This window comes from Bradyrhizobium sp. UFLA05-125, from assembly GCF_059803515.1.
In genome coordinates this window covers 190,865-208,561 of record NZ_JBANBJ010000006.1, presented here as the reverse complement: position 1 = coordinate 208,561, position 17,697 = coordinate 190,865, and the positions used below count along the sequence as shown (strand labels likewise).

The 17,697-nt window shown below is 64.8% G+C and carries 13 protein-coding genes; 1 reads left to right on the top strand and 12 read right to left on the bottom strand.

The genetic code is table 11. The annotated features are described in order from the left end of the window. Positions 1–190 precede the first annotated feature (190 nt). The 11 genes from SO156_RS09815 to SO156_RS09765 all read right to left on the bottom strand — a co-directional run bounded on the left by SO156_RS09815 (position 191) and on the right by SO156_RS09765 (position 13,476). Positions 191–1,681, bottom strand: coding sequence for an AMP nucleosidase (locus tag SO156_RS09815; RefSeq protein WP_458146912.1), 1,491 nt, complete (start codon positions 1,679–1,681; stop codon positions 191–193). Positions 1,682–1,887: 206 nt separating this feature from the next. Next, positions 1,888–3,222, bottom strand: a complete 1,335-nt coding sequence (locus tag SO156_RS09810; RefSeq protein WP_498534618.1) for an HlyD family type I secretion periplasmic adaptor subunit — start codon at positions 3,220–3,222, stop codon at positions 1,888–1,890. Further along, positions 3,219–4,970, bottom strand: coding sequence for a type I secretion system permease/ATPase (locus SO156_RS09805; RefSeq protein ID WP_458146910.1), 1,752 nt, complete (start codon positions 4,968–4,970; stop codon positions 3,219–3,221). The genes SO156_RS09810 and SO156_RS09805 overlap by 4 nt, the downstream gene beginning before the upstream one ends. Positions 4,971–5,208: 238 nt before the next feature. Continuing rightward, positions 5,209–5,478, bottom strand: coding sequence for a GlsB/YeaQ/YmgE family stress response membrane protein (locus tag SO156_RS09800; protein WP_458146909.1), 270 nt, complete (start codon positions 5,476–5,478; stop codon positions 5,209–5,211). Positions 5,479–5,868: 390 nt separating this feature from the next. Then, on the bottom strand, positions 5,869–6,849 hold the full coding sequence (locus SO156_RS09795; protein WP_498534617.1) for an ABC transporter ATP-binding protein: 981 nt from the start codon (positions 6,847–6,849) through the stop codon (positions 5,869–5,871). Beyond that, positions 6,846–8,261 (bottom strand): amidase, encoded by a 1,416-nt coding sequence (locus tag SO156_RS09790; protein ID WP_498534616.1) that lies wholly within the window; start codon positions 8,259–8,261, stop codon positions 6,846–6,848. The genes SO156_RS09795 and SO156_RS09790 overlap by 4 nt, the downstream gene beginning before the upstream one ends. Then, positions 8,258–8,455 (bottom strand): hypothetical protein, encoded by a 198-nt coding sequence (locus SO156_RS09785; RefSeq protein ID WP_498534615.1) that lies wholly within the window; start codon positions 8,453–8,455, stop codon positions 8,258–8,260. The genes SO156_RS09790 and SO156_RS09785 overlap by 4 nt, the downstream gene beginning before the upstream one ends. Beyond that, complete coding sequence (locus SO156_RS09780; protein ID WP_458146905.1) at positions 8,452–9,513, bottom strand: ABC transporter ATP-binding protein; 1,062 nt, start codon at positions 9,511–9,513, stop codon at positions 8,452–8,454. Before SO156_RS09780 ends, SO156_RS09785 begins: the two co-directional genes overlap by 4 nt. A 3-nt stretch (positions 9,514–9,516) precedes the next feature. Beyond that, on the bottom strand, positions 9,517–10,419 hold the full coding sequence (locus SO156_RS09775; RefSeq protein WP_498534614.1) for an ABC transporter permease: 903 nt from the start codon (positions 10,417–10,419) through the stop codon (positions 9,517–9,519). Between the two features lie 216 nt (positions 10,420–10,635). After that, on the bottom strand, positions 10,636–11,589 hold the full coding sequence (locus SO156_RS09770) for an ABC transporter permease (protein WP_027521379.1): 954 nt from the start codon (positions 11,587–11,589) through the stop codon (positions 10,636–10,638). Positions 11,590–11,817: 228 nt separating this feature from the next. After that, positions 11,818–13,476, bottom strand: a complete 1,659-nt coding sequence (locus SO156_RS09765) for an ABC transporter substrate-binding protein (protein ID WP_498534613.1) — start codon at positions 13,474–13,476, stop codon at positions 11,818–11,820. A 201-nt stretch (positions 13,477–13,677) separates the two neighbouring features. Here SO156_RS09765 and SO156_RS09760 point away from each other — a divergent pair, with 201 nt between their 5' ends. Next, positions 13,678–15,273, top strand: coding sequence for an ABC transporter substrate-binding protein (locus SO156_RS09760; RefSeq protein WP_498534612.1), 1,596 nt, complete (start codon positions 13,678–13,680; stop codon positions 15,271–15,273). 169 nt (positions 15,274–15,442) lie between these two features. On the opposite strand, the gene SO156_RS09755 is transcribed toward SO156_RS09760, so the two are convergent. Beyond that, complete coding sequence (locus SO156_RS09755) at positions 15,443–17,671, bottom strand: CHASE2 domain-containing protein (protein ID WP_498534611.1); 2,229 nt, start codon at positions 17,669–17,671, stop codon at positions 15,443–15,445. Positions 17,672–17,697: the final 26 nt, after the last annotated feature.

Sequence of the window (17,697 nt, the reverse complement as noted above, 5' to 3'; positions counted from 1 at the left end):
ACATGCTCCCAGCACGACGTACCTGATCAGGGGATTGCTCATGTCTGCTCCTGTGGCCTTGGTCATGGGAGCCCCGGACGACGTGTAAACCCTGCTCCTCCGGTGAATATTCCAGAGGACTTGTGCGCTCACGCAGACGTCAGTGCTGCGTATGACAGTTCTGCTGCCCTAAGCGCGCGTGAGCATCGGACTACTGAAATGCCACCTCGGCGAAGCTGCGCAGCTTGCGCGAATGCAGGCGCTCCGACTCCTGGTGCTTGAGCCGTTCGAGCGTCTTCAGGCCGATCTCGAGATGCTGGCTGACGCGCTGTCGGTAGAATGCGCTCGCCATCCCTGCGAGCTTGATCTCGCCATGCAGCGGCTTGTCCGAGACGCACAGCAATGTGCCGTAGGGGACACGAAAGCGATAGCCGTTGGCGGCGATTGCCGCCGATTCCATGTCGAGCGCAACGGCGCGGGATTGCGACAGGCGGCGAATGACCGCGGCGCCGCTGATCTCCCAATTGCGGTTGTCCACGCTCGCGACCGTTCCGGTTCGCATCAGGCGCTTGAGCTCGAAGCCGGACAAGCCCGTGACCTCCTCGACCGCCTCCTCGAGCGCGACCTGCACCTCGGCAAGCGCAGGAATCGGCACCCAGGGCGGCAGCTCCTGATCGAGCACGTGATCCTCGCGGACGTAGCCATGCGCCAGCACGTAATCGCCGAGCCGCTGCGTGTTGCGCAGACCCGCGCAATGCCCGACCATCAGCCAGGCATGCGGCCGCAGCACCGCGACGTGATCGGTCACGTTCCGCGCATTGGAAGGGCCCGTGCCGATGTTGATCAGGGTGATGCCCTGATAGCCGGGCTCGACGAGATGGAAGGCCGGCATCTGCGGCGCGCGATCCGGCGCAATCCCGCTCGTGCCGCCCCCGAACCGTGCGTTGCGCGTGATGACGTTGCCCGGCCCGACGAAGGCATCAATGCCGTCCTCGCCCGAGGCAAGCCGCTGCTGGCAGAGCTGCACGAAGGCATCGACGTAGAACTGGTAGTTGGTGAAGATCACGAAATTCTGGAAGTGCTCGGGATCGGTGCCGGTGTAGTGATAGAGCCGCCGCAGCGAATAGTCGACGCGCGCCGCGCGGAACAAAGCCAGCGGCTCCGGCGCTCCGGGCGCCAGCGCGAGCGTGCCGTCGGCAATCGCATCATCCATGGCGGCAAGATCCGGCGTGTCGAACACGTCGCGCATCAGCCGCGTGCCGACCGTATCGCCCGTGCTGATCGCCGCCTCGATGTTGATGTCCCGCCGATAGGCGAAATGAATCGGGATCGGCTCAAAGGACTCGCCGATCTCGACCGGCACGCCGTGATTCTTGATCAGGAGGCCGATCTGCTCGGTGAGATAGGTCCGGAACACATCCGGCCGCGTCACGCTAGTCTCGTGCACGCCGGGTCCGGCAACGAACCCGTAGGCCAGACGCGAATCAAGCCGCGCATGCGTCGCGGTGGTGATGCGAACGAACGGATAGAACGCGCGTACACGGGTCGCCGGCGGCGTACCGTTGAGATACGCTTCGAAGTGATCGCGCAGGAATTTGGTATTGCGCTCGTAGATCTCTTCGAGGCGGGCGACCGCAAGACTTGCATCGGTGAAGGCTTCGGTGGCGATGGCCGGCGGGGTCTGGATCGGGGCGTGATGCATGTGTCTGACGCTGGAGGTCCTGCTTGCGTTCGAACTATATCAAGAACGTAGGACGCAGGGTGGGCAAAGCGAAGCGTGCCCACCATGTGTGTGTCCGCAAAAGAGGTGGGCACGGCGCGTTGCGCCTTTGCCCACCCTACGAAACCAACGCTGCGGCACGCGGTCCCCGGTTCGATGCTTCGCATCGCCCCAGGATACTCCTCGCCTCACTTTTCCCGGAACGCCCGCATCAACTGGTCGTGCAGCGGCTTCATCAAGTAGGACAGCATGGTGCGGTCGCCGGTCTGCACGAAGGCCTCGACCGGCATGCCGGGGATCAGCTTGACCTCGCCGAGGCGGGCAACCTCTTCCGGCGGCATCGAGACGCGGATGGTGTAATAGCTCTGCCCGGTGCGCTGGTCCGTGGTGACGTCGGGCGAGACGCGGCTCACGACGCCATTGAGCTCCGGCGTGGTGCGCTGGTTGAAGGCGGAGAGACGCAGCAGCGTCTTCTGGCCGACCTGGAGCTTGTCGATGTCTGTCGGATTGACCTTGGCCTCGACCTGGAGATCGTCCTGCTGCGGTACGATCAGCATGAGGGTATCGCCGGCGGTCACGACGCCACCGACGGTGTGCACGGTCGATTGTAGCACCATGCCATCCTGCGGCGCGCGGATATCGACGCGACGGAGCTGATCCTCGGCGGTGACCTTACGCTCGATCAGCTCGCCGATCTTGTCGTTGGTCTCGCGCAAATCCTTGGAGACCTCGCTCACCATGTCCTTGTCGACCTGGATAATCTGGAGTTCGGTCTCTGTGATCTTGCCCTTGGCCTGGGCACGCGATGCGATGTACTGCGCGCGCTCGCCGTTGAGGCGGGCCGAGTCGCGCTCGAGCGTGGTCAGGCGCGAGAGCTGCACCAGGTGCTTGTCGTAGAGATCGCGGACGCCGACGAGCTCCTGCTGCACCAGCGCGATCTCCTTGTCCTTGGCGGTCTCCTGCGCGCTCAGCCCATCGATCTCCTCGTTGAGCTGCTGGATGCGCTCGCGGAGCTGGGCCTTTTGCCCGGCGCGGCCGTTGACGCGGACCTCGAACAGTTTGCCCTCACTGGCCAGAAGGGTCGCCACGTCTGGGTCGCTTGCGCGATCGAGCAGCGTTTGCGGGAATTCGATCTTTGCAAGCCCGCGCTGTTCGGCCTGCAGCCGCGCCGCGCGCGCCTGACCGGCGTCGAGGTTCTTGGTGACGATGGCGAGATTCGCCTTGGTGACGGTGTCGTCGAGCCGCACCACGATATCGCCGGCCTTGACCAGGTCTCCGTCGCGGGCGCGCACCTCGCCGACCACGCCGCCGGTCGGATGCTGCACCTTCTTGACGTTGGATTCGACGACGATCTGTCCAGGCGCGATCAGCGCGCCGGAGATCAGCACGGTCGAAGCCCAGCCCCCCAGCCCGCCGGCGAGCAGCAGCACGATCCCGAGACCGAGCAGCAGGTGAAACCTGATCGACTGCTGCACGCTTCTCTTTGCCGCGGGCTTGGCGCCCGCCATCGTCATCGTGCTCATGGTTTGGCCACTCCGCCTTCGCTGACGATCTTGATTGGCGGCGCCGGCGGGGCGACGCGCGGCTGCAGCACCTGCGCGAGCACCTGCTCCTTCGGGCCGAAGGCCTGCATGCGGCCGTCGCGCAGCACCAGGATCTGGTCGACCGCCTCGACGCCGATCGGACGGTGCGCCACGACGACGACGATGGCCCCGCGCTCGCGCGCGGCGCGGATCGCGCGGGTCAAGGCCTCGTCGCCTTCGGTATCGAGGTTCGAATTGGGCTCGTCGAGCACGATCAGGAACGGATTGCCGTAGAGCGCGCGCGCCAGCGCCACGCGCTGCGCCTGGCCCGCGGACAACGCCGTGCCCTGCTCGCCGACCTGCGTGTTGTAACCCTCGCGCATCTTGATGATCATCTCATGCACGCCGGCCTCTTTCGCAGCACTGATGATCGCATCGGAGGTCGCGTCGGGATCAAACCGGCTGATGTTCTGCGCGATGCTGCCGCCAAACAGCTCGACGTCCTGCGGCAGATAGCCGATGTGGCGCCCGAGCACGTCGGAGGCCCACTGGTCGAGCGCCGCGCCGTCGAGGCGCACCTTGCCGCGCACCGGCTGCCAGACGCCGACCAGCGCGCGGATCAGCGACGATTTGCCCGAACCGCTCGGGCCGATCACGCCGAGGCCCATGCCGGCATTGAGCACGAATGTCACGTCCTGCACGATGACGCGCTGATCGCCCGGCGGCACGATGCTGACGCCTTCGACCGCGAGGCGGCTCGAGGGCGCCTGCAACTGGGTCGGCATCACCTGGGCCGGAATCTGCTCCAGCAGGCGGCTGAGCCGCTGCCAGCTCTGCCGCGCGGCGACAAAGGACTTCCAGTGCGCGATCGCGAGATCGACCGGCGCGAGCGCGCGCGCCGAGAGGATCGAGCCCGCGATGATGATGCCGGCGGTCGCCTCCTGATGAATGACGAGATAGGCGCCGACCGCGAGCACGGCTGATTGCAGCATCATGCGCAGAACTTTTGCGATGGCGCCGAGACCGCCGGCGACATCGCTGGCGCGCTGATTGCCGGCGAGATATTTTTCGTTGGCCTCGCTCCAGCGCTGGTTGAGCCGGCCGGCCATGCCCATCGCCACCAGCACCTCGGCATTGCGGCGGCTGGAGGCGGCGAGATCGTTGCGCTGTCCGGCAAGGCTCGTCGCCTCGCGCGCGGGCCGGCGGGACATGAACTCCGTCACCAGCGTGAGGCCGACCAGGATGATCGCGCCGGCCAGAGCCGTAACGCCGATTAGCCAATGGAAGGCGAAGCAGATGGCGAGATAGAGCGGCAGCCACGGCAGGTCGAAGAACGCGCTCGGCCCCATGCCGCCGAGGAAGGAGCGGACGTTGTCGAGGTCGCGCAGGGGCTGGAGGCCTTCATTGCGGCTGCCGACCAGAAGTGGCAGGCGCACGATAGTATCGAACACCCGCTTGTTCAGGGCCTCGTCGAGCGCAGTGCCGATACGGCCGAGGATGCGGCCACGAATCAGGTCCAGAACGCCTTGTGCGATGTAGAGACCGCCGGCGAGGAAGATCAGGCCGACCAACGTCGGGATGCTGCGGCTGGGCAGCACCCGGTCGTAGACCTCCAGCATGAAGATCGACCCGGTCAGATAGAGCAGGTTGATCATGCAGCTCATCAACCCGAGGCCCAGGAACGCCGCGCGACAGGCGCGCAAGGCACTGCTGAGCTCGGAACGGCGTAAGCCGGGAACCGCTGCCATCAGTCGCTTCTCATCGGATGAGGGGTAAAACCCCTGATTTCACAAACTAAATTTGCGGTACTCGTCCCGGATTAATATCGCGTTTGTGGCTGTCGTCCAATGCACGACAGTTGACCAACAATCTGGCTCAGGAAACCTCTAGCGCGCCGCGCTGCGGCGAAAATCCACAAATTCCACAGCTTTTTCGGCTGCCGCGACGAATTTGTCATCGCGACAGCCGGTTTTTCGCAACGAACCGCTACAGCCGGCCGCCGCCCCGCAGCAGGCGAACCACCAGAAGCAGAATGATGGCGCCGATCGCGGAGTAGATGATCTCCGAGACCAGCCCGACGCCGAGATGGATGCCAAGCCGCGGGAACAGGAAGCTTGCGACAAACGCACCGGCGATGCCGACCACGATGTCGCCGATGATGCCGAACCCGCTTCCGCGAACCACCTTGCCAGCAAGCCAGCCGGCGACCAGGCCGACGAACAGGATGACGATGATGCTTTGGCCAGAAATGTACATAAGTCGAAGTCCCTCTCCGTAAATGGGGGCGCATGGAACCGGAACCGGGATGAATGGAGTGTGAACACTGCTTACCTTTCGCCGGTCACTGCGGTTCGACAAAAATGTCGAAAACAACCCCATGCAAAGTAGAATAGGCCATTGGCAGGATGCGCCCGGTGGCTCGCCGCAACTCGGTGCCGGTGCTTGAGATTTTCGAGGTCGGGAGCACACCGCTCTCTCATTCCCTCCCCCCTTGCGGGGGAGGGACAGGGAGGGGGTAGCCCCGAACTCCGACCTCGCCCGTGGCCACCCCTCTCCCCCGCCCTCCCCCGCAAGGGGGGAGGGAGCGCAGTGTGCCCGGGGCAATACTTCAGTTCACATCGACGAGTTCAGATCGACACAAGCGGGCTACGAGGTAACCGCCGCCGCCGCCTCCGCCAGCACACACCTCGCCACCCTGCCCGGTCCCACCTGCACATTCGCCGGCAACCGCTCCAGGCACTGCGGCTGGGCGACGGCGCAGCGAGGGGCGAAGGAGCAGTTATGCGGTTTCTGGCTCAGCGAGGGCGGGGTGCCGGGGATGGTCTCGAGCCGCGCGCCGCGCTTGGCGCCGTGGATGGTCGAGGCGAGCAGGCCCTTGGCGTAGGGATGAACCGGCGCGCGCACGATGTCGCGCAGGTTCCCCTGCTCCACGATCTGGCCGGCATACATCACCGCGACACGGTCGCAGATCTCGATCGCCACGCCGATGTCGTGGGTGACGAAGATGACGGACATGCCGAACTCGCGCTGCAGTTCGCGCAGCAGCAGGAGGATCTGGATCTGCACGGTGGCATCGAGCGCGGTGGTCGGCTCGTCCGCGAGCAGGATCTTTGGCCTGCAGGCGAGCGCAAGCGCGATCATCGCGCGCTGGCGCATGCCGCCGGACATCTCGTGCGGATAGGCATCGAGCCGGCGCTTTGCGGAAGGGATGCGCACGACCTCGAGCATTTCGAGGGCACGTACCCTCGCTTCCGCAAAACTCTTGCCTTCGTGACGTACCACGCTCTCGGCGATCTGCGCGCCGATGGTGTAGACTGGATCGAGCGCGAGCGCCGGCTCCTGGAAGATCATCGACACCGTTTGGCCGCGAAAGGCCGAGAGCTCCTCTTCGCCCATGGCCAGAACGTCGCGGCCCATGACGTTGAGAGTGCCCGAGATCTGCGTGCGCTTCGTCGGCAACAACCGCATCAGCGCACGCAACGTCACGCTCTTGCCTGAGCCGGACTCGCCGAGCAGGCCCAGCACCTCACCGTCACCGAGCGAAAGATCGAGATCGTTCACGGCATAGACCGTGCGCTCGCCGGTGAAGCGGATATTGAGGCCTGAGATCTCGACGAGCTTTGTCATGACGGCAGCTTCGGCACCCTGGCGTGATAGTCAGTGGCGCGCTGGAACGCGGCGCCGATGGTGAGCAGGGTCGCCTCATCGAACGCGCGGCCGATGAGCTGCATGCCGACCGGCAGGCCGCCTTTGGTGAAGCCCGACGGCACGACCAGCGACGGCAGGCCGAGATAGTTCACCGGACGGGTGAACAGCGTCAGCCGCTGCAACACAGCCGGCGCATGCGCATCCCCGCCGACATCGCTCTCGGTGATGGTCGGCGCCGGCACCGGCGACACCGGCGCGATCACCGCATCGACGCCGGCGGTGGCCGCGTGATGGGCGGCGAGCGCAGGCCCGCGCCAGCGCATCGCTTCGAGATAGGTGACGGCGGGGACCGCGAGCCCGTTCTGGAGCCGCATCAGCACCTGGGCGCCATAGTCCTGCGGACGCTCGATCAGCCAGCGCTTGTGGAAGGCGGCGGCCTCCACCGCCAGCACGAGCTGGCTCGCCGCCTGCAATTGCCGCTGATCCGGAAGCTCGATCTTGACGATGTCGGCGCCCTCGCGCTTGAGCACGGCGATGGTCTCGTCGAGCACACGCGCCACTTCGCCGTCGAGATCGTCGACATAGAAGGATGCGGGCACGCCGATCTTGAGGCCCTTAAGCGAGCCTTTTGTCGCGGCAACGTAATCCGCCACAGGCTCGGCGCTCGCGGTCGGATCCTCGGGGTCGGGGCCTGCCATCAACGCGAGCAGCAGCGCGCAGTCCTCCGCGGTCTGCGCAAGCGGGCCGACGGTGTCGAGCGATTGCGACAGCGGCATCGCACCGGCGCGGCTGATGCGGCCCCAGGTCACCTTCAGGCCCGTGACGCCGCAGAAATTCGCGGGCATGCGGATCGAGCCGCCGGTATCGGAGCCGAGCGCTGCGAAGGTCAGCCGCGCGGCGACCGCCGAGCCCGAGCCCGACGACGAGCCGCCGGTGATGTGCGCGACGTTCCAGGGATTGCGCACCGGACCATAATGTCTGTTATGCCCGGTCGGCCCATAGGCGAACTCGGCCATGTGCAACGTGCCGAGCCGGACCTGGCCGGCATCCTTCAGGCGCTGGAGCGCCGTCGACGTCGTGGTGGCGACATAGTCGCGGCGGATCAGCGAGCCGCAGGTCACGACCTTGCCGGCGTCGTAATACATGTCCTTGTGCGCGAGCGGAACGCCATGCAGGGGCCCGCACACTTCACCTTTGGCGAGCGCCTCGTCGGCCTCTTCCGCCGCCTTCAACGCGGCCTCGGACTCGATCGTCATAAAGGCGTTGAGATGCGGCTGCCACTCCGCGATGCGATGCAAGAGCGCGCGCGTCACCTCGTGCGAGGATACCTGCTTCATCGCGATCGCGCGCGCGACCTCGGTCAACGACATCAATGCGGGTTCGGTGCTCATGCCGGAACCTTCGTGGTTTGCGCCAGCACATAGAGAGACGGCTCGAGATCCATCGGCAGCGTGCCGGCGATGGTCGCAAAGCCATCGAACACGGGTCCCATGGAGTTGGCGATGCGGGTTGCGGTCTCCTCGTCCACGGGCACGCCGGCCACCTCGGCCATGGCCTTGATGTCTTTTGCAGTCGGTCTTGTCATGCTGTTCCCTCTTGCGGCGCGCGGCTGTGGCCCGATCCTGGTATCGCCATATAGCACGCGGCCTCGTGGCCCATAGTATCGAGCGCGGTGAGCTTTGGGGTTGCTTTTGCGCAGAGCGGCTCCACGAACGGGCAGCGAGTGTGGAAGCGGCAGCCGGATGGCGGATCGATCGGGTTGGGCGGATCGCCCGAGATCGGCGGCGTCTCGGTGCGCTTGTCGGGATCGGAAGACGGCATCGCCGCCAGCAACGCGCGCGTATAGGGATGGGCCGGGGCTTCCCAGACCGCATCGACCGGGCCAAGCTCGACGACCTCACCGAGATACATCACCAGCACGCGATCCGAGATATAGCGGACGACGTTGAGGTCGTGGCTGATGAAGAGATAGGTCAGGCCGAACTCGCGCTTGAGGTCGGCGAGCAGGTTGAGCACCTGTGCCTCGACCGACTTGTCGAGTGCAGAGACGGCTTCATCGAGGATTACCAGCCGCGGCGACAGCGCCAGCGCCCGCGCGATGTTGACGCGCTGGCGCTGGCCGCCGGAGATCTCATGCGGGTAGCGGTTGGCGAAATTTTCCGGACGCAAGCCGACCTTGCCGAGCAATTCGCGCGCGAGCGCACGGGCCGCGCTATCCGCCATGCCGTGGACCTTGGGGCCGAAAGCGATCGATTCCTCGATCGTCAGACGCGGGTTGAGCGAGGCGTAGGAATCCTGGAACACCATCTGCATGCCGCGGCGGAGCTCGCGCAAGCTGAGTGCCTGGCCGACGGTCATGCCGTCATAGATGATGTCGCCGGCATCGCACGGCATCAGATGCATGAGGAGTCGCGCGGTGGTCGACTTGCCGCAGCCGGATTCGCCCACGATCCCGACGGTCTCGCCCTTTGCGACGGAGAACGACACGTTGTCGACGGCGCGCACGGTGCGCTTGGCGCTGAACAGCTCTCCGCGCACGGGAAAATGCTTGGTCAGCCCGCTCACCCTCAACAGCGGCTGAGCCACGCCGCCGCGATCCTCGACGGGGGCCAGCGTCTCGACGGAAGGGGTCGCCTCGCTCATATCCTAATTCCTGATGTTCATGGCGCTGCGCAGGCCGTCCGAGAGCAGGTTGAAGCAGATCGAGACCGCGAAGATCATCGCGCCGGGCAAGGCTGCGACCCAGGGATTGACGTAGATCGCGGTGCGCAGCGTGTTCAGCATCAGGCCCCACTCCGGCTCCGGCGGTTTTGTGCCGAGCCCCAGGAAGGAGAGACCGGCGGCCAGGATCATCGAGACCGAGATCAGGCTGGTCGCATAGACGAAGATCGTGCCGAGCACATTGCCGAGGATGTGCACGCGCATGATGGTGATTGGACCCGCGCCGGAGGCGCGCGCAGCCTCGACGAAATCCATGTTGCGCACGCCGGTGGTGACGCTTTCGGCGACGCGGGTGATCTGCGGCACGAACACGATGGTCAGCGCCACGATGGAATTGAGGATGCCGGCCCCCAGCGCACCGGAGATGGCGATAGCGAGCAGCACCGAGGGGAAGGCATAGAACACGTCGACCGTGCGCATGATCGCGGTGTTGAGCCTGCCGCCGAGATAGCCCGCGACGAGACCGAGCGAGGTGCCGATGCCGAAGGCGAGGATCACGGGCAGAATGCCGATGACGAGCGACAGCCGCCCGCCATAGATCAGCCGCGCCAGCATGTCGCGGCCGAGTTCATCGGTGCCGAGCGGATAACCCGCCGTACCGATGTGGCGCAGGCGGCGGATCATCGAACCCTTGTAGGGGTCCTCGAGGCCAAGCCAGGGCGCGAGCAGCGCGGAGAGGAAGATCAACAGCAGCACCAGCGCGCAGGCCATGCTGACCTTGTCGCGCAGGATGCGGCGGCCGACTGTCGCCCAATAGCCGCGTGCTTTGGTGGCGGGTGCGATCTGGAGCGCGGCGTCGCCGGTGGCGTGAAGTGGAAGCTCGCTCATCGGCTGGCTCCAAACGAGCGTTGGTTTGGTCGATGCAAGCTACGGGCGCGGCTCACCTCTCCCGCTTGCGGGAGAGGTCGCGCCGAAGGCGCGGGTGAGGACTCTCTCCTCCTCGAGGCTCTCGATCGCGGAGACACCCTCTCCCCAACCCTCCCCCGCAAGCGGGGGAGGGAGCGCACTGCCTTCGCAGCCATGGCTGGGATCAACTCCATCCCGCTAGCCCCGCTTGATGCGCGGATCGATCGCGGCTTGCGCGATGTCGACCAGCAGATTGAGGAACACGAAGAACAGCGCCAGCACCAGGATCGTGCCCTGCAACAGCGGCAGGTCGCGCTGGAAGATCGCGGAGTTGAGCAGGAAGCCCGAGCCCGGCCAGGAGAACACCGTCTCGATCAGGATAGAGCCGCCGAGCATGTAGCCGAGCTGGAGGCCCATCACCGCCAGCGCGGTGGGCGCGGCGTTCTTGATGACGTGGCGGAACACACCGGTCTCGCGCAGGCCCTTGGCGCGCAAGGCCTCGACGAAATCCTGGCTGAGAATGTCGCCGGTCAGCGCACGCACGGTGCGGGTGACGATGCCCATGGGAATCACCGATGTCGTGATCGCCGGCAGGACGAGATATTGCAGATGCGCCCAATCCCAGGCCCAGGCGCCGGAGCCGCCCGGGCCGGCACCGACCGCGGGCAGCCAGTTCAGCTCGACCGAGAAGATGATGACGAGCAGCATGCCGAGCCAATAGTGCGGCACCGAGACGCCGGCGATGGCAAAGGATGTCGCCAGCTTGTCGATCCAGGTCTCGCGGAAATAGCCGGCGATCAGGCCAAGCAGGATCCCCATCGTGAAGCCGATGATGGCGGCAGCGATCGCCAGCGTCACGGTGTTGCCGACCGCGCGCATGACCTCCGCAAGCACGGGGCGTCCCGTCGCGATGGAGTTGCCGAGATCGCCATGCAGCGCGCGCAGGAGCCAGAGGCCGAACTGCACCGGCAGCGGCCGGTCGAAGCCGTAGGCCGCGCGGAGCTGCGCCGCGAGCTCCTGCGACGCATCCGCCGGCAGCACGGCGACGAGCGGATCGCCCGGCGTGATATGCACCAGCAGAAAACACACCAGCGCCACGCTGATGACGATCGGGATGACATAGACGATGCGTCTGGCGATATAGGCGAGCACGAGGGTTACTCAGTTTGGTGCATAGAAATCTCGATCGTCATGGCCGGGCTTGTCCCGGCCATCCACGTTTTTCTCGCTCCGTCATTCCGGGGCGGCTCGAAGAGCCGAGCGCGGAATCTCGAGATTCCGGGTTCGCCCAGCGGGCGCCCCGGAATGACGGAGCAAGTGGATGGACGTGGATGCCCGGGACGAGCCCGGGCATGACGCGTGGATAGAGCGATAACCGCCTCACGGCGCCATCGACACCGGTGAGAAATCGACGAACCAGCTCTTGGGCTGCACAAAGCCTTTCACCTTGGGGCTCATGGCGCGCGGGGCGACGTCATGGGCGACGTAGAGGAAGGCAGCGTCGTCAACGGAAGCCGCGTGCAGCTCGGCCAGCGCCGCATCGCGCGCGGCGGGATCGAACGTCTGCCGCGCCTTTTTCACCAGCTCATCGAATTTGGGATTGTTGATGAAACCCCAATTGTTCGAGACTGGCGGCGCCATGCCCGATTGCAGGAAGCGCACCAGCGCGAAGAACGGGTCCATCGCCGCATAGGTGACGTTGGTCGCGTTGGATCCGTTCGCGCTGGGATCCTTGGCGCCGCGACGCCAGTTCGTGAACAGCGTGTTCCATTCGATGACATCGAGCTGCACGTCGAAATAGCACTCTGCCAGCGCCTGCTGGAGATATTCGTTCATCGGCAGCGGCAGCATCTGGCCGGAGCCCGACGCCGAGGTCTGCACCTTTACCGTCAGTCTCTTGTTCGGACCGTAGCCGGCTTCCTGCATCAGTTTTTGCGCGGCGGGCTTGTCGTATTTGATCTGGAAGGTCGGATTGCCGCGCCAGGGATGGCCGGGCTCGAACGTGCCGCTCGCGGGCACCATCAGGCCAGCGAGCAATCCGTCCTTCAGGCCTTCGCGATCGACGCAGAGGTTTGCGGCCTTGCGCACGCGGATGTCGTTCCACGGCGAGCCCTCGACGCGCGAGAACTGCCAGGGCCAGACATGCGGCTCTTCATTGGTATGGAGCACGAAGCCGCGCTGCTTGATCTCGGGCAGCGCATCGGGCGCCGGCGCCTCGACCCAATCGACCTGGCCGGACAAGAGCGCCGCGGTGCGCGCGTTGGCTTCCGGCATCGGCAGCAGCACCATCTTGTCGATCTTGGCCACGCGCGCCTTGTCCCAGTAGCTCGCGTTCTTGACCAGTTCGAGCCGCTCGCGCGGGGTGAAGCTCGACATCTTCCATGGGCCCGTGCCGGAAGCGTCCTTGGCGAACGCCGCCCAGGCTGCTTGCGACTTCGCCTTGGCGTCGGCACCTTCCGCCTTGTCGTAGAAGGCCTGCCACTTCGTCGGGCTCGCCATGAAGAGATTGGTGAGGTTGATCGGCAGGAAGCTGTCGGGCTCCTTGGTCGTCAGCACGACCGTCATGTCGTCGATCTTCTTCGCGAAGGCGAGCGTCGGCATGCGCGAGGCGGTGACGCCGACCTGGCTGGCGTCGAATTGCGGCGCATCCTGCTTCAAGACCTTCTCGACGTTCCACACCACGGCATCGGCATTGAACGGCGAGCCGTCATGGAAGGTGACGCCAGGACGCAGCTTGAACGTCCATTTGGTCTTGTCAGCGTCGTCGACCTTCCACTCGGTCGCAAGCCCCGGGATCACCACGCTCGACTTGTCGGCGGAGGACAGGTCCCACATGGTCAGCGCGTCGTACATGGTGAGGCCGGTGAAGCGGTTGCCTTCGAACCCCTGATCGGGCTGGCCGAGCGTGCGCGGAATATCGGCAGCGGTCATGCCGATGCGCAGCACGGTTTCGGCACCGGCCGCACGCGGCAAGGCCGCTGCGGTCGTGAGCGCCAGCGCCGCGATCAATGCCGCGCGGGTGGTTTTTTCGATAAGCATCGCCTCAATCCTTTTCCGGCTTTCGATGATTATTTTTGATGCAAACGTATGCAATGGCTATGCCAATGAGGAAACTTATTCTGCAAATTGCCCCTGCGACGACAAGTCCTTGTGATGCTGCTCCAGCGAAGGCGATGCACTGCCTATTCTGGCATCAAGATTGCACGTTCGGCTCCAGATTCTTCGTTGGGAGCTTTGGTCATGCGCAATCGAATCTCGACCGGTCTCGCCGTGCTCGCGTTGGCGTTCTCCGCAATCTCGGCACACGCCGAAACCGTGGTGCGTTACGGCATCTCGATGGCGGACATTCCGCTGACCACGGGCCAGCCCGATCGCGGCGCCGGCGCCTATCAGTTCACGGCCTACACGATCTACGATCCGCTCGTTGCCTGGGAGATGGACGTCGCCGACCGGCCGGGCAAGCTGGTGCCGGGGCTCGCCACCGAATGGAGGGTCGACGGCACTGACAAGACCAAATGGCGCTTCACCTTGCGCAAGGGCGTAAAGTTTCATGACGGCAGCGACTTCAACGCCGATGCGGTGATCTGGAATCTCGACAAGGTGCTCAACGACAAGGCGCCGCAATTCGACAAGCGGCAGAGCGCGCAGGTGAAGACGCGACTTCCTTCGGTCGCGAGCTACGCCAAGATCGACGACGATACGGTCGAGATCACCACCAAGACGGTCGATTCCTTCTTCCCCTACCAGATGCTCTGGTTCCTGGTGTCGAGCCCGGCGCAATATGAGAAGCTGGGCAAGGACTGGGACAAGTTCGCGAGCCAGCCCTCCGGCACCGGCCCGTTCAAATTGACGAAACTCGTGCCGCGCGAGCTCGCCGAGCTCAGCAAGAATCCGGACTATTGGAACAAGAAGCGGATTCCGAAGGTCGACAAGCTCGTGCTGGTGCCGATGCCGGAAGCGCTGACGCGCACCAACGCGCTGCTTGCTGGACAGGTCGATCTGATCGAGACGCCCGCCCCTGACGCCGTGCCGCAGCTCAAGACCGCCGGCATGAAGATCGTCGACAACGTCACGCCGCATGTCTGGAATTATCATTTGAGCGTGCTGCCGGGCTCACCATGGACCGACATCCGCCTGCGCAAGGCGCTCAATCTCGCGATCGATCGCGACGCGGTCGTGGGCCTGATGAACGGTCTTGCAAAGCCTGCGAAGGGCCAGGTCGACCCGTCGAGCCCGTGGTTCGGCAAGCCGGCGTTTGAACTGAAGTACGACCTCGCTGCCGCGAAGAAGCTGGTCGAGGAGGCCGGCTACAGCAAGGACAAGCCGCTGAAGACCACTTTCATCATCGCGCAGGGCGGCACCGGCCAGATGCTTTCGCTGCCGATGAATGAATTCCTGCAACAGAGTTTCAAGGAGATCGGCATCGACATCGACTTCAAGGTCGTCGAGCTCGAAACGCTCTACACCCACTGGCGCAAGGGCGCGGCCGACGAGATGAACGCCGGCATCACCGCCAACAACATCGCCTACGTCACCTCCGACCCGCTCTACGCCATCGTGCGCTTCTTCCATTCGGGCCAGATCGCGCCGGTCGGCGTCAACTGGGGCGGCTACAAGAACCCGAAGGTCGATACGCTGATCGACGAAGCCAAGCAGACATTCGATACCGCGAAGCAGGACGAGCTGCTGGCGCAGGCGCATGCCCAGATCGTCGACGATGCCGCGCTGGTCTGGGTCGTCCACGACACCAACCCGCATGCGCTATCGCCGAAGATCAAGCAGTTCGTGCAGGCGCAGCACTGGTTTCAGGATCTGACGACGATCGGGGTGGAGTGAGTTATTCTGCGGCATCAAACACAGCATTGTAGGGTGGGCAAAGCGAAGCGTGCCCACCCCTGGTGTCAACTATGCTGAACGATGGTGGGCACGGCGCAAGTGCGCCTTTGCCCACCCTACGACACCTTCAGTGAGGCTCCAGTGAACCCTGCACGCACCGCGTCTTGCGCTACTTCGTCAGCAGCGCGTAGGCGCCGCTCCAGTCGTCCGGCGGCGGGTTGGCCTGGAAAAACTTGATGCGCGCCTCGTAGAGGCGGAACAGCCTCTCCAGCGTGTCGGCGTCTTCGCTTTTGCGGCCGCGCTCGATCGCATCCAGCGCGCCCTGCCAGTCGCGGCTGCGGTAGCAGGCGAGCATCTCGATGGTCGTATTGCGCAGGCGCTGGAAGGCTCCCGAATGCATGACGTCCTCGCGGCCGGCGATGGCATAGATCACCTCAGGCTCGGTCTTGCCCTTCACCATGATGAAGTCGAGCTCGAGGATCGCGAACTTGTCCTTGGCGGCGAGCGCGGTCTTGGAACCGACGATGATCGGGAAGCCGTAGTCCTTGGTCTGCCCTTCCAGTCGCGAGGCGAGGTTGACGCTGTCGCCAAGCACGGAATAGTTGAACTTCAGGTCTGAGCCCATGTTGCCGACCACGCCCATGCCGGTATTGAGGCCGATGCCGACGTTGAGCGGAATATAGACATGGCCGCCGTCGGCGGCCTCCTGCTCGCGCTCCTTGTTGACCTCGTCGATCTTCCCCAGCATGTCGAGCGCGGCCTCGCAGGCGTTGATCTCGTGCTGCTTGTCGTCGAGCGGCGCATTCCAGAACGCCATGATGGCGTCGCCCATGTACTTGTCGATATAGCCCTTGCGCGCCAGGATCGCGTTGGTGAGCGGCGTCAGGAAGCGGTTCATCAGCGCGGTCAACCCTTGCGGATCGTGCTTGTAGGTCTCCGAGATCGTGGTGAAGCCGCGCACGTCGGAGAACATGATCGTCATCTCGCGCTCTTCGCCGCCGAGCACCAGCCGCTCCGGCGCCTGCGCGAGCTGCTCGACCAGCACGGGCGACATGTATTGCGCGAACTGGCCACGGATCTGCTTGCGCTGCTGCTGCTCGCGCACGAAGCTTGCGAAGATCAGCGTCAAATAGATCGCGGTGGTCGAGAACAGCGGATAGGTGGCGTCGATCAAGAGGCGATAGCGCCAGTAATAGTACCAGGAGAAGCCGATCAACACCGAAGCAAACAGCGCGCCGACGCCGACCAGCGTGACGGGCCCGAACTTCGGAGCGAAAATGATCACCAGAATGCCCAACATCATGGCGGCGAAGAACTCGATCGCGAGGCCGTAATTCGGCTGCGAGATGATCGAGCCGGTCAGCGCGCTTTCCAGCACCTGGGCGTGGATTTCGACGCCCGGCACAGCGGGGTCGACCGGCGTCGTCTTGATATCGTTGAGTCCCGCTGCCGAGGTGCCAATCAGTACCAACCGCTGTGCGATCCTGTCCGGCGCGACTCGCCCTTCCAGCACGTCAACCGCCGAGACGTAGATCGAGGGATCATGGTGGGCGAAATGCACCCAGAGCAGACCGTTCTTGTCGGTCGGGATCGAGAAGCGCGGCACGCCGACGCTGACGATGCCTTCGCGATCGGCCTTGACCAGCATCGTGTTGGAGCCGGACACCACCCGCAGCATCTCGAAGCTCAGCGATGGCAGGATCACACCTTGGGCCTGCGCGATCATCGGCGGCCGCCGGACAATGCCGTCGCGCTCGGGCTTGATGGTCAGCAAACCGCGGCCGGCGGAGGCAGCCTCGAGAACGGCAATATTTCGCAGCAAGCCGGGAAATTCGAACAGAAAAGGATGCGGATCCTCACCCAGGGTCGCCAGGCCAGTCTGCGGAAGCTTCTCGTCGAGTTCCGAGTTGCTGGCCGGAAGGCCGGTCTCGCCGAGCACGACGCGGGAGCTCTTGATCGCCTCGGCAAACGCCTGGTCGTTGCTCGGCAGCGCCCTGAGCTTCTCGCGTGTCGCCTCGTCCAGATTGCGGAAGGTCTCGACCGCAAGATCGGGATTGAGCCGATCGGGCTCGGGGAACATCGCGTCGAAGCCGATGGCCGCGGCGCCGAGCCGCGTCAGCTCGGTGGTGAGCTCGGCAAGCTTGGTTCGCGGCCATGGCCACTGGCCAACCGCCTTCAGCGTCCGATCGTCGATATCGACGACGACGACGGGCTTTTGGGTCTTCTCACGGGGGTCGAGACGCTGATACCAGTCAAAGGTGCGGACGCGAACCTCCTCGACCGGCCTCCAGTCGGCGAGGCGCACGGCTGCGAGGCCGACGAGCAGCGCAAGGCAGACCAGCCGCGCATAGCCGAACCTGCGCGCGAACCACCGCCGCCATTTCTTGAGCCGCTTCATGCCTGTTGGACTTCCCGGAACCCGAT

What these genes read in the sequence shown, in the direction of transcription:
- SO156_RS09815 (WP_458146912.1), bottom strand. Translation starts at nt 1,681, where the DNA reads ATGCATCACGCCCCGATCCAGACCCCGCCGGCCATCGCCACCGAAGCC.
- SO156_RS09810 (WP_498534618.1), bottom strand. Translation starts at nt 3,222, where the DNA reads ATGAGCACGATGACGATGGCGGGCGCCAAGCCCGCGGCAAAGAGAAGC.
- SO156_RS09805 (WP_458146910.1), bottom strand. Translation starts at nt 4,970, where the DNA reads ATGGCAGCGGTTCCCGGCTTACGCCGTTCCGAGCTCAGCAGTGCCTTG.
- SO156_RS09800 (WP_458146909.1), bottom strand. Translation starts at nt 5,478, where the DNA reads ATGTACATTTCTGGCCAAAGCATCATCGTCATCCTGTTCGTCGGCCTG.
- SO156_RS09795 (WP_498534617.1), bottom strand. Translation starts at nt 6,849, where the DNA reads ATGACAAAGCTCGTCGAGATCTCAGGCCTCAATATCCGCTTCACCGGC.
- SO156_RS09790 (WP_498534616.1), bottom strand. Translation starts at nt 8,261, where the DNA reads ATGAGCACCGAACCCGCATTGATGTCGTTGACCGAGGTCGCGCGCGCG.
- SO156_RS09785 (WP_498534615.1), bottom strand. Translation starts at nt 8,455, where the DNA reads ATGACAAGACCGACTGCAAAAGACATCAAGGCCATGGCCGAGGTGGCC.
- SO156_RS09780 (WP_458146905.1), bottom strand. Translation starts at nt 9,513, where the DNA reads ATGAGCGAGGCGACCCCTTCCGTCGAGACGCTGGCCCCCGTCGAGGAT.
- SO156_RS09775 (WP_498534614.1), bottom strand. Translation starts at nt 10,419, where the DNA reads ATGAGCGAGCTTCCACTTCACGCCACCGGCGACGCCGCGCTCCAGATC.
- SO156_RS09765 (WP_498534613.1), bottom strand. Translation starts at nt 13,476, where the DNA reads ATGCTTATCGAAAAAACCACCCGCGCGGCATTGATCGCGGCGCTGGCG.
- SO156_RS09760 (WP_498534612.1), top strand. Translation starts at nt 13,678, where the DNA reads ATGCGCAATCGAATCTCGACCGGTCTCGCCGTGCTCGCGTTGGCGTTC.
- SO156_RS09755 (WP_498534611.1), bottom strand. Translation starts at nt 17,671, where the DNA reads ATGAAGCGGCTCAAGAAATGGCGGCGGTGGTTCGCGCGCAGGTTCGGC.